The sequence below is a fragment of the Alicycliphilus sp. T452 genome (assembly GCF_054512775.1).
Window position 1 is genome coordinate 108,145 of sequence record NZ_JBTNEH010000017.1, and the last position, 12,287, is coordinate 120,431.

The following is a 12,287-nucleotide window of genomic DNA, read 5'->3' on the forward strand; positions in this document are numbered from 1 at the left end:
AACAACGATGACTATCAGAACCGACCTGCGGCTGATTGAAGCCGGTTTCCCCTGCCACCAGGTGGGGGCAGAGACCCAGCGCGAGCGCGGTGCCAGCTCGGCACTGCCGCCGCTCTACTTCCTGCACGTCTGGTGGGCACGTCGCCCGCTCACGCCATCTCGGGCTGCCATCGTGGCATCTCTCGCACCAGCTGATACCGACCCTGACACCTTCGTTCGGGAACTTGGCATCGAGCGGAAAGTCGTCAAGTTCGGAGACCAGGCTTGGGCATTGACCGGTACGCTGCTGGCGCGTGTCGAGGCGAGCCAGGGCAAGGAATGGTTGCCAATCATGGCGGCCACGCAGCGCGCATTTGAGGCCGAAAACCTCCGACGGACCGAAGCGCGCCAAACCATCGCGCTGCTCCGTACCGGCAGCGATGAGATTGCGAACCATGCGGTGCTGAAGCGATGGGAAGCGGAGACCAAGCCTCTTACCGTTACCGGATTCAATCTCGGCGACGCGTGGCCAGTCACTCGCATCATGGGCGACCCAGCCCACGTGGCGGCTCGCATCGAGTTCGCCAAGCTGCCTGAGGTGAAGCAACTCCTCGGGGGAGAGTTGCGTTGGTCTGCTGAGGACCTGTACGCCTACGGCCGAGCATTTGCTAATGACCATCCCCCTAAAACCAGTGGCCTTGTAGTCTTGGACCCCACGTCTGGCGGCGGTTCGATTCCGTTCGAGGCTCTGCGGTTAGGCCACTCCGTCGTCGCCAACGAACTAAATCCGGTCGCAGCTTCGATTTTGCACGCCACCGTTGACTATCCTGCCCGGTTCGGAGTTGGGCTCGCAAAAGATATCGAAAGGTGGGGGCGAAGAATCGTTGAAAGCGTCGAGAGCTTCATGGACGATTATTCGAAATTTTCGACCATACCGGAGTCGGAAAGCGAGCACCTAAGACAGCATCTGGCTCAAACTCCTGAGCTAATTTCGCAGTTCGAAATTGAGTATGACTACACCGGCTTTTTGTATGTTCGTCAGGTTGTGTGTCCGCACTGCCATGGAGAAGCACCACTACTGAATACGTACTGGCTTTCTAAAGAGCCAGATGACCTTTGGGCAGTGCGGGTCATTACAGATGGTGCGCCTCGGAACGGGAAGGTCCACTTCGAGACGTACAAGGTACGGAATGGCCTTGGCCCAAACGGTGAAGACCCGGATGGCAGAACAGTAAGTGACGGTGTTGGGCACTGCGTTCACTGCAAGCAAGCAATCGATGGAGACGAAATAAAACTGCAGGCCCGCGGAGAATCGAGCCTTGGACCATGGACAGAGCGTCTATATGCCGTGTCGGCAGTCCGGCTTCAGCCGAAGCTTGGACGTCAAGGTGAACTGCAACGGTTCAGCAGTGGAGCTCGCGCCGGCCAGCTAAAAACTGAGAAGGTCAAGTACTTCAGAACTCCAAATACGCAGGACCTTGAGTGCCTGCGCGAAGCAGCAGAATCGTTGAAAGTCAACTGGAATCGCTGGGACGAACTGGGCCTCATACCGACCGAATCTATTCCTGAGCAAAGCAACTATTCAAGAGGTCACCGCTTATACGGCATCACCAGGTGGAGTGACATGTTTACGTCGCGCCAGTTGCTTGGGCATCTTAAGTTTGCCGAACTTCTAATTGGTGCTTGGGGGCCAATGGCAGCCGAATTGGGCGAGGAGAAGGCTCGAGCGGTATATCTCTATATTCAGTTCGCCTTGGATAAAGCGCTGGACTGGAACAGCAAGCAATGCACATGGATTACCCAGCGCCGCCAGCTTGGTCACACATTTGCACGACACGACTTCTCTCTAAAGTGGACGTTCGCGGAGATGAAGTTTTCCAGACCGAATTCAGGGTGTTCTTGGGCTCTGGGTCAAATCATTGAGGCGTTCACCGGAATCGCTGAACTGGCAAAAGAGACTCACTTGGCCACAAAGGGCCGACCGGACGTGAAGATTACGTGTGGTTCCGCCGCAGCAATGCCTGAAGTCGCGGACGAGAGCGTTGACCTAGTATGCATGGACCCGCCTTACTATAACAACGTACAGTATGCAGAATTGTCGGACTTCTTCTATGTTTGGCAACGGAGGACGTTGCAGCACGCGTTTCCAGATTTATTCACACGCAGGCTGACAAACAAAGCAGATGAAGCGGTCGCCAATCCTGCAAGAGATGGCTCCGCCAAGGCCGCATCAGCGCGATACCAAGAATTGATGCAAGGCATATTTGAGGAATGCCGTAGAGTGGTGAAGGTGAATGGGCTCATGACGCTCATGTTCACCCACAAAGACCAGGGCGCTTGGGAAACATTAACCAAATCGCTCATCGATTCAGGCTGGGAAATTACGTCAAGCTTCCCTGTCGATTCGGAATTCGGACATTCCACGCACCAGGTGGAGGTTGCTGCAGCCGCAAGCTCCATCTTCATCACCTGCCGCAAGCGCCCGGTGGAAGACCGCCTGCCGTCCACGTGGACCGGCATTGGCGGAACCGGTGTGGCGAATAGGGTCCGAGAGTCGGTGCGACAAGCACTGCGAGATTTCGAGCCGCTGCAGCTGAACCCCGTTGACCGGATGGTGGCGTCGTACGGGCGCGCATTGCAGGTGCTGTCCGAGGCCTGGCCCGTGGTCGATGGCAACGAGCCGGTAGGCCCGGTTCGCGCCATGAACGAGGCAGCCCGCGTGGTGGCAGCCCAGGAAATCAGCCGCATCACGCACGGCCGCCTGTCCGTGGACGACCTGGACCCCGAGACCTCGATGGCGCTGACGCTGTTCGGCATCTTCGGCCTGGGCGCGATGGCTTTCGACGAAGCCAACAACGTGGCCAAGTCGCTAAACGTGCGCATGGAGGCCAAGGCCGCAGGCTACCGCCTGGACGAGGGCGACCGCCTGCTGGGCTACAACCAGGAAGCCACCGGGCGCCGCGGGCAAGCCCAGGCCAGCGATGACGTGGGCTACCACGCTCCGGTGTTGCGCAAGGGCTCCAAGTTGCGCCTTGCACTGCCGGCCGAGCGCTCGGCCAAGCGACTGGAGCGCCCGCAGAGCCTGTGGGACGTGATGCAGGGCGCCTTGGTCAAGTACGCCCAAGGCGACATTCCAGTGGCCCGTGCCTATCTGGAAACCCATGCCAAGGACCACATCGAGCGCGTGACCGACCTGCTGGAGGTGTGGGCGCTGGAATGCGGTGACCGTTCGCTGAAGAAGGCGGCCGATGGCCTGCTCTTCGGCCTGCGGATGCGGTCTGCAGCGGTGGCGTGATGACAACGGCCGCAGCCCCGAGCGTCTTTCGCGACTGGAACTGGAGGCTGTCGTACAAGACCTCCGGGCTGAAGGCCGTCAGCATCCTGCACGACTTCTACATCCCGGCGCTGCAGCGGGCGGCTCGCTATGACCGGGTTGCGGGCTACTTTCGGTCGACCTCCCTGGCAGCCGCCTCGCAGGGCTTCTCGGCCTTCGTGGACAAGCAGGGCAAGATGCGCCTGCTGGTGGGCGCTGACCTGGAGCCCCGGGACGTCGAGGCCATCCTCAAAGGTGAACAAGCGCGACTCATCGAAGGGCTGAACGCCGCGCTGGGTGAGCCGGCCAACTGGTCGGAGCCGGAAGCCCGGGGGGTCGAATTGCTGGCCTGGATGGTCAAGGCCGGGTTGCTCGAGGTGCGCGTTGCGCTGCGCGTGCATGCCCAGACGGGCCAAGCCATCCCCCTGGAGTCGCAGGTGGACGGCTATGTCCACGAGAAGTGGGCGGTGCTGGCGGACGGGGCCGGCGACCGGATGTACATCTCCGGTTCACTCAACGAGTCCAAGACCGCGCTGATGCTGAACGCCGAGAACATCGACGTTCACTGCGCCTGGCGCAGCGAAGAAGCCCGGGAACGGACAGATGAGGCCGAGGCAGAGTTCGCGGTGCTGTGGGCCAATGAGCACCCAGCGTTCCGCGTGCTCACCTTGCCCGACGCGGTCCAGGAGAAGCTGATTTCGTTTGCCGAGTGGGATGGCACCCACGTTGCCCCGCCCACCAAACCGCCCAAGGAGGTGGATGGCACGAGCGCTGGACCGGTGGACATCACGCCCTCGGTCAGCGAATGGCTGGCCTTCAAATTCATCCAGGACGCGCCTCGCATGCGCAACGGGCAGTACCTCGGCATCGAGACTGCCCCGATTGAGGCCTGGCCCCATCAGCGCATCGTGGCGCGGCGCCTGGTCGACGGCTGGCCGCTGTCGTGGATGCTGTGCGACGAGGTGGGCCTGGGCAAGACCATCGAGACCGGCTTGGCACTGCGCTCTCTGGTGTTGTCGGGCTTCGTGAAGCGCGCCCTGATTGCCGCCCCAGCCAGCGTGGCGCCTCAGTGGCAGCGTGAGCTGGCAGACAAATTCTTCCTGTCGTTCACCCGTGCGCTGACAGGTGGCAAGAATCGGCACAAGGTACTGTTCCCGCAGGAACTGGAGCAGCCGGCAACCTCGCTGTTCTCCACGGACCTGAACATAGTGTCCACCGGCTTGCTGGTGCGCGAGCAGCGCCAGGTGGACCTGAAGGCGGCAGAGGACTGGGACGTGGTGCTGCTCGATGAGGCGCACTACGCCCGCCGGTCGAACCCGACCCAGTGGGCGGAGCGTCCGGCCGAGTGGAGCAAGCTCTTCAAGGTCACCAAGGATGTCCTGCGCGCCAAGTCGCGAAGCCTGTGGCTGGCAACGGCCACGCCCATGCAGATTGAGCCGATTGAGGCCGTAGACCTCGCCGCGCTGACCAGGCGACTCGGGCCGTTCGGAGACGAGACGCAGATTGCACTGGCCTACTACGACCTGCTGGGCAAGATTCGCCGCAGCGTGGCCTTGGAAGAACTGGAATGGGCCTTTCTGGCACGGGTCGTCCGCCATGTGATGGCGCACGATGAGGCCGTCGCCGGCTTCGTGCGCCGCACGCTGCTGCGCGGCCGAGACCGCCGTGACTTGGAGCAATGGCTCAAGGCCATCGAATCCGCGCCGGCAGCACCAGTGGCGCCGGCGCGAAAGGCGGTGACCCGGCTGCTGTTTGCGGTGGCGCCGTTGTCGCGCGTGATGATGCGGCACAACCGGGGCCTGCTCCAGAAGTACCGGGAGCACGGTAAGTTGGCCGGCAATCTGGCGGAACGACGTGTGCTGCTTCCCACCGTCGAACTGACCGCCGAAGACCGGGCCGTGTACGAGCTGTTCGAGCCTTACTGCCAGGAACTGTCGGAGCAGGTCAAGACGCACAGCCAGCAACGCACGGCCATCGGCTTCATGCTGAGCTTCTTCAATCTGCGCTTTGCGTCCAGCTACAAAGCGATTCTGGACACGCTGCGCCGCCGACGCGACAAGGTGCAGCTTGCCATTGCCGGAGAGCTGCCCGAGCAGCAGGGCTGGGATGAAGAAGACTGGGAAGAGGCCGTCGATGACCAGGACGAAGGCGCCGACGAAACAGTGACCTTTGCTGGTCTGCATACCCGCAGCCGCAACGACCTGCAATGGGAACACGACGAGCTCGGCAAGCTGATTGCGCAGCTTGAAGTTCTGGCTTCGAAGCCGTCACCCAAGGTGCGAGCCTTGCTGCAGGTGCTGCAGAGCAGGTCTCTGCCCAACGGCCGCGTCCGACAACTGGTGCTGTTCACGCGCTTCTATGACACGCTGCTGGACATCCAGTCTTGGATTGAGCGCAGCGCGCCGGCCGTGCGGGTCGGCGTCTTCACGGGCCCGCGTTGCGCCTACATGGACGGCGCCCCGCTTGTGTGGCGCAGCGCCACGCGCGAAGAGGTCAAGCGCCGCTTCGTGAACGGAGACATCGATGTCCTGTTGTGCACGGATGCCGCTGCTGAAGGCCTGAACCTTCAGACTGCGGACCTGCTGGTGAACTTCGACCTGCCATGGAATCCCATGAAAGTCGAACAACGCATCGGCCGTATTGACCGTATAGGGCAACGTTACAGCGTCATCCATGTCGCAAACCTGGCCTATCCCGGCACGGCCGAGGAAGAGCTGTACGTGCGCCTGCAGCAGCGCATTGGCGGCGCGGCAGGCACTGTTGGCGCGCAGCAGACCATCCTCCTTCCCGTGCTGCCCAATGACCTGCGGCAGCTGGCCGCAAAAGAAATCACCCGCGACCAACTGGAGCAACGCGTTCGGCAGCGCCTGCAACAGGCGCAGGAGCGCGCCCAGGCGATGGAGCTGACTCCGGATGAGCTCTACGCCATCTACGCGTCCCTGGACGACGAGATGGCGCGAGAGCAGTTGCCCATCACGCTGGAGCAGATGTTCGGTGCGCTGGTGTCGTCCATGACGCTCAAGGCGCTGGGCTCAGAAGTTGTTCCGACCGAGCATGGCGATGCGCTGCTGGTCCGCGGCATTCCTGGCTCCGACCCATTCATGCTCACGGTGTCGAGAGCCTTGTACGAGCGGGGGACGACGACGCGTACGGAGGCCCTGCACTTCGCGACCTGGGGAGACCCGGCGTTCGAGCGGGTTGTGAACTTCATGGCCGGCCAGCGAGAGTCCTGCGCCGAACTTGGCCGAACCGAGCAAGCTGTGCCGGGGTCCACTTCGACTGTCGTGCGGTGGTGTCTGCAAGAGGCTGGGGGCAAGAGCGCCGCTATTGAGCGGTTCGACGACCTTCCAGCGAGCGATGCGGGACTGGTGCCGGCGGATGGTGCCATGGCTTCCCAATCTGCAGATGTTTCTTCTACAGAAGTGCGCCAGCGACTGGAGGGCTGGAGGCGGACCGAAACCGTCTCGGCCACCGCTGCCCGCGCGCACCGACGCTCTCACCTCTTGGCTGCAGGCAGCTTGCTGTCCAGCGCCCCTGCCAATGCCCTGTTGAACGACATCGGCCAGTACCTGCCAGACGCGTCTCGCAACCTTCGAACGACTCGGCTGGAGCCGGCTGTAGTAAGTGCTGAACTCGCTTTGGGCTTGCTGGAGGCGTCGGGGGCGTCGTTGTACGTGCCGGCCTTCTACCAGCCTTACGTCGTCAACACGCTTAAGAAAGAACGCGCTGGGTTGAAGAAGGCACGGCGCGGCAATGGTAACGACGACATTCCGCTGAGTGAACTGGTGCAGCGGATGAGCAGACTGGCCAAGGACGCGAGCGGCTAGCTGCACCTTGCGCGGCGGAATACCAAGAACATGGACCGGGAGAGGTAGATGGCATTTGTCGGTATCCGGGGCGCGACGCCCCTGAAGGATGAGGTTGAGCTTCGCGCACATCTTGCGACGCTGCTTCGGCTGGAGAACGTCGGTCTTCTGCTCGGCGCCGGTGCCTCGGTGGTTGCGGGCGGGAAGACGATGTGGAGTTTGTGGGAGGACTTTCTCGAGGTCTCGCCAGGCCAGGCGCAGTGGCTGCACGAAAAAGGGTTCGTCACGGCTGACGCCATCGACGCCGAACCCCTGAATCGGGCTGCTCCGAATGTGGAGCGCCTCGGGGACGCCCTGGAGATTGCCCTCGCGGAGTGGACCCGCCAAGGGCACGCCGACCTCCCTAACCTGAAGCTCGCCCGTGCACATTTGGCCCGCGCGGTTGTTCGCGCCGCGATGCTCCAGCCCGATTGGTGGCGCTCGCCCGCCGGCGCCGAGGCGGATGCCGAACAACTCCAGCACCATCGCGCTATCCTGCAGAAGCTGGTCGCAGCGCGTCAGCCTGGCCAGGCTGCGCCTTGGGTCTTCACGACCAACTACGACCTTGCCATCGAATGGGCGGCGGAGTCCATCGACCTTCAGGTTGTCAACGGCTTCCTCGGCGTCCACGGCCGTCGCTTCTCGCCACAGAGCTTCGACCTGGGGTACCGAAACACACAGGCGCGCGGTGAAGCACGCTTCGGCGTTTACAACATCTACCTGGCGAAGCTGCATGGTTCGCTGAGCTGGCGGGAAGAGGCTGAGCAGGTCTATGAGGTGCAGGCCCACTTGGCTGAGCAGCAGATTCAGAAGTTCCTTGACGACCCGGCCGCGACCGAGCTCGGTCTCATGGTCATGCCGCGCGCCGCGAAGTACATGCAGACCATCGGCTTCGTGCTCGGCGAGCTGTTCAGGCGTTTCAGCGAATTCTTGTCGCGCCCCCAGGCGGCGCTGGTCGCCTGTGGATATGGCTTTGGCGACGAGCACATCAACCGGCTGCTTCGTTCGGCCCTTCTGAACCCGACGCTCCAGTTGGTCGTGTACTTCCCGGGTTTCACGGGTGACGTAACGGCGGCGGTATTGCCTGAGTCGCTGCGGAAGTTGTTGTCCCTGAAGAACCCCAGAGTCACAGTCATCGGTGGTGGTGCTGACGCGTATCTCGACAGGCTGGGCGACCAGCTTCCGGACCCGCTGCTCTACGACGAGGACATGCGCAAGTTGGAGAAGGCGTTGCGGGAGCCGCTGAATCCGCCCGAACCTGCTGCTGACGGCTTGGAGGACGTCGCGTGAGGAGCCGCCAGCCCATCGGGTATGTCGTCCAGATTGATGGAGCCGAAGTCACGCTGAACCTTCTCGACATGCATCGAGGGCAGGTGGCAGCCCATCAGCAAGGGGTCACCACGGTCACAGAGGTCGGCAGCCTGCTTGCGCTGGACGCGGGCAGCCGCGTGCTCGTCATGAAGGTCTTGTCGCTGAGCTTCGCGGAGCCCCGGGAAGCCCATCGCCTGGGTGTCGGCTCGAGCGCTCACCAATCGGAGCCGCTCCGGAACGTCACCGGGGTCGTCGTCGGGCAACTTACGCGAGTCAACGGCACCACTCAGTTCGTCAGCGACTCGTTGCCGACACCGCCTCTTGGTGCCGAAGCATTTCCCCTCACAGGAGGAGAGCTTGCCGCCGCACTCGGACATGCTGAAGCCGCAGACCTTCCCATCATCCTTGGCGAAGACTTGCGCGGAGGCGGGAGTCTGCGCGTTGGGTTGGAAAGCCTGGTGTCCAGGCATGTCGCCGTGCTTGGCAGTTCAGGGCAAGGAAAGAGTTGCTTCACGGCCGCTGTGCTGCAGCAGATTGTTCGGCTGCCTGGTGCACGCATCGTCATCTTTGACATCAACGGCGAGTATCCGGACGCGTTCGAGCTACCAGACCTACCTGCGGGTGCCGTCAAGCGCACGACGTTGGGAGGAGATGGAGCGCACTCGTTCAAGGTCCCGTACTTTGCGCTCGGGCGCTCCGGACTGAATCGGCTGCTCATCCCGAGCGAAAAGACCCAACGCCCCGCGCTTTCCTTCGCTCTTGAGAGCTTGAACAAGGTGAGATGGTTTCCTGCAGAGCGAGGGGCTGGTCTAGGCGATAGCGCCCGCGCAGTCCTATTTGACGACTGCCGGGCGCAAGGAGCCGATGCTGCCGAGGCAGTGCTGAGACGCCTTCGGGGTGCAGCTGCACTTCCTCCGGTTGACGCATGGCCTCCAATGACAGCTCTGGCTGCTTTGGTCGCCGAAAGTCATTCTATTCAGCCGAAGGGAGGAACCGTCGTGCGCGATAGCTTTCTCTACGGCAACGTCTCGCCCCTTGTCACTCGCATTCATCGGTTTGCCGAAGACCCAATGTTCAGGGACGTGGTTGACGTCAATGGAAGACCTGGGCGAGGTGGTGTGCTTGATTGGCGCAGCGAGTCAACAGCGCTGGTCGAAGACATCTTCGGTGGTGAACGTGTCGATTGGCGTGTGCACATCATCAACCTGCGCCGGGTCTCCCATGACCTGACCCCGTTCGTGCTCGGCTCGCTGCTTGAGCTCTATGCATTTGAGCTGTTTCGACGAGGGCAAGAGCGTGCAGTACCCACGCTACTGGTTCTGGAGGAGGCCCACCACTACATGCGCCCCATCGGGTCGGGTGAGGATGCCAACGAGAACTCGCTGGCCTATGAGCGACTGGCAAAGGAAGGCCGAAAGTTCGGCCTCGCGCTATGGCTGAGCACGCAGCGGCCATCGGAAATCTCGCCCACGGTTCTGTCCCAGTGCAACAACTGGGTGACCTTCCGGTTGACGTCCGAGAAGGACCTGAACGCGGTGCAGAATGCGAGCGAGTGGGCGGACAGGCGAGAGGTGCGGCGAATCGCAGGGCTGGCACGTCAGACGGCAATCGTCTTCGGCGGGAGCATTTCGATGCCGACGATGCTTCGTGCACCGACAGCATCTCCAAAGCCTAGGTCCGACGACGGTGCATTTGGCGCGTGGGGCACTCAGTTGCCTGAACCTGAAGCAGGCCCCGTCGACGACCTCTGAGGCGGCGCGGTCGCGGGAAATTGTGTCTGCCCTTGCCCTTGATAACCGAGCGGATTTGTCGTGTCTCGAACCTACTTTGCCTACCACCTCACGCATGTCTTCGGCCCATTCGGGCTAGACAGCTACCACACCAACAGCGACAAACCGGCCGAAGGTGACTTGGTCTACGTTCTGTCGGGCGACAAGGACCCGGAAGTGCCCGGAGTGGACTACTACCTTGAAGGCGTCTTTCGGATACGCAGGCGGCAAGCTGGTCCCTGGCCGCTTAAGAGCCTTCACGGCGAGGTCAAGAACTACCAGTATCGACTCTCGATGGAGCCTGTGCGCCGTCCGGACGAGCCGATTTCGCTCGGCCTGGCGGACTGGTACTCCCGAGAGGAGGCACATCGCTTCTTCTCGAGCGGGCAGAACTTCAACCCTCTGCCAACTGACCCTAACTACCGGACCAGATTCGACGAGCTGCTCGCGGGGTATGGCTCAAGCGAGGCCGATGACCTGACTGCCGACCTCGCCCAGCTCGACAGAGACGTGCCGGACAAGACAGAGCGCGATGTGCTGGCGAAGGCCCGCATCGGCCAAGGGAAGTTCCGCGCCGACATCGTTGCTTCGTGGCGGAAGGGCGAGGTATGTGCGCTCACGGGTTTGGCCGTTCCGGAGATGCTTATCGCTTCCCACATCAAGCCGTGGCGCGAAAGTTCGAACGTGGAGCGACTGGACCCGATGAATGGGCTGCTGCTCGCCGCGCATGTTGACAAGCTTTTTGACAGGTTCTTAATGAGCTTCGAAGAATCACGCACCGGGTTTACCAGCGTCATCCATCCGCGCGTGCGAACCGCTGTTTCACCATTGGGACTGAAGTCGGGCTTGGTGCTCGACACGAGTCATCTCGGGTTTGCCAACGAAGGAAGATTCCGGCGATACATGGAGCAGCACCTGCATCGACACCGCACTGTCGTCGAGCAAGACAAGGCAACTGGCTAAGCCCGTTAGAGCTCGTCTACAGATAGGGCAGCGGGTTGGCATGCGGAGCGCGCGCTCGCAGACGTCGTAGGCGAGCTTTTCTTCAGCGGTATCGGCCAAACCTCAACTTGTCCACAATCGGTCGTCCGACGGACAGCATGATGCGCCCAGTCGCCATCTCCGTAGCGTAGGTCAAGGACGCCGTCTGGAACTCAATTTTTCTAAGTCATTGATTCATAAGAATATGCTCGGAGCATAAAAGGGCAAAGAGAGGATGAGACGCATTGCAGGGAATAGCCGCTGCACTGTTTCGTGCTCTCAAAAAGTGGCGCTTGCAACTTGGTTCAGCAGCCTCGCGTTGGTGCCGCTGGTTTCGAACGTAAACTTTGTTGACACACCGACCTCAAGCCCACCAGAACAAATAGATGGCATCGAAACTGGCGGGAGCAGCACGCTGAAAAGCAACTCACCTAGTTATCCACGCGTCCCCTGTCTCCGCGATACACCACGCGTGGGATGACGTGCCTAAAGTCGCCGCACATTGAAAAAGGCGCGTACCAATTTGGTACGCGCCTTTGCGAGAGCAAATTCCCTCGCGCGCCTCAGGCCTCTTTATCGTCGGTGACCGTCATGCCCATTCGAACGCCGTGTGCAATGCGAACCATCGCAGCGATGTCACCAGACCCCATCAACAAATCTGGTTGCATACCTTGTCGCTTGAGTTGCTGCTTTTGTGCTCCAAACCCCGACTTGAGTTCTAGCAGTTCGCCGCTGGGAAGAACCATCTTCAACCAGTACGACCAACCACGGTCCGTTCGTCGATGGTGATTGGCCTCGCCTTCAAACAGCACATCACCTGGCAGCAATTCGTCCTGGCCACGCAGCAGGTAGCGCCCTGGCAGGTCTTCGGCGCGGAGCGCGTTGGTGGGGTGAGGCAGCGCTTGCTCAGCGCGGCAGATTTTTGCCCAGTAGCGGCAGCGGTCGTCGACAGGGGCAATGGTTGTTGATTTCCATGCAAAGCTGACCCACCATTTCCATCGAATCTTGACCCACCCTGATTCGTGAACTTCACGCTCACGTTGTGGATAAGTTCTTGGTCGCCTTCTCCTTCTTGGTGGTCTGTGGTGG

General features: G+C 61.4%; 5 protein-coding genes and 1 pseudogene. 5 read left to right on the plus strand and 1 reads right to left on the minus strand.

Going from position 1 to position 12,287, the window contains the following annotated elements; all coding sequences use genetic code 11:
• Positions 1-7 precede the first annotated feature (7 nt).
• The 5 genes from ACX12L_RS15725 to ACX12L_RS15745 are packed head-to-tail and all read left to right on the plus strand — an operon-like array spanning position 8 to position 11,180.
• Positions 8-3,274, plus strand: coding sequence for a DUF1156 domain-containing protein (locus ACX12L_RS15725; protein WP_459263444.1), 3,267 nt, complete (start codon positions 8-10; stop codon positions 3,272-3,274).
• Positions 3,274-7,119, plus strand: a complete 3,846-nt coding sequence (locus ACX12L_RS15730) for a helicase-related protein (RefSeq protein ID WP_459263445.1) — start codon at positions 3,274-3,276, stop codon at positions 7,117-7,119. Before ACX12L_RS15725 ends, ACX12L_RS15730 begins: the two co-directional genes overlap by 1 nt.
• Before the next feature lie 48 nt (positions 7,120-7,167).
• The gene (locus ACX12L_RS15735; RefSeq protein ID WP_459263446.1) at positions 7,168-8,427 is read left to right on the plus strand and encodes an SIR2 family anti-phage-associated protein; all 1,260 of its coding nucleotides are present in this window, start codon (positions 7,168-7,170) and stop codon (positions 8,425-8,427) included.
• A complete protein-coding gene (gene herA, locus ACX12L_RS15740; RefSeq protein ID WP_459263447.1) occupies positions 8,424-10,199 on the plus strand; it encodes an anti-phage-associated helicase HerA in 1,776 nt (591 codons plus the stop codon). The genes ACX12L_RS15735 and herA overlap by 4 nt, the downstream gene beginning before the upstream one ends.
• 60 nt (positions 10,200-10,259) lie before the next feature.
• Positions 10,260-11,180 (plus strand): HNH endonuclease, encoded by a 921-nt coding sequence (locus tag ACX12L_RS15745; protein ID WP_459263448.1) that lies wholly within the window; start codon positions 10,260-10,262, stop codon positions 11,178-11,180.
• Between the two features lie 581 nt (positions 11,181-11,761).
• On the opposite strand, the pseudogene ACX12L_RS15750 reads toward ACX12L_RS15745, so the two are convergent.
• Positions 11,762-12,287 (minus strand): annotated as a pseudogene (locus tag ACX12L_RS15750) (hypothetical protein); the annotation flags it as partial.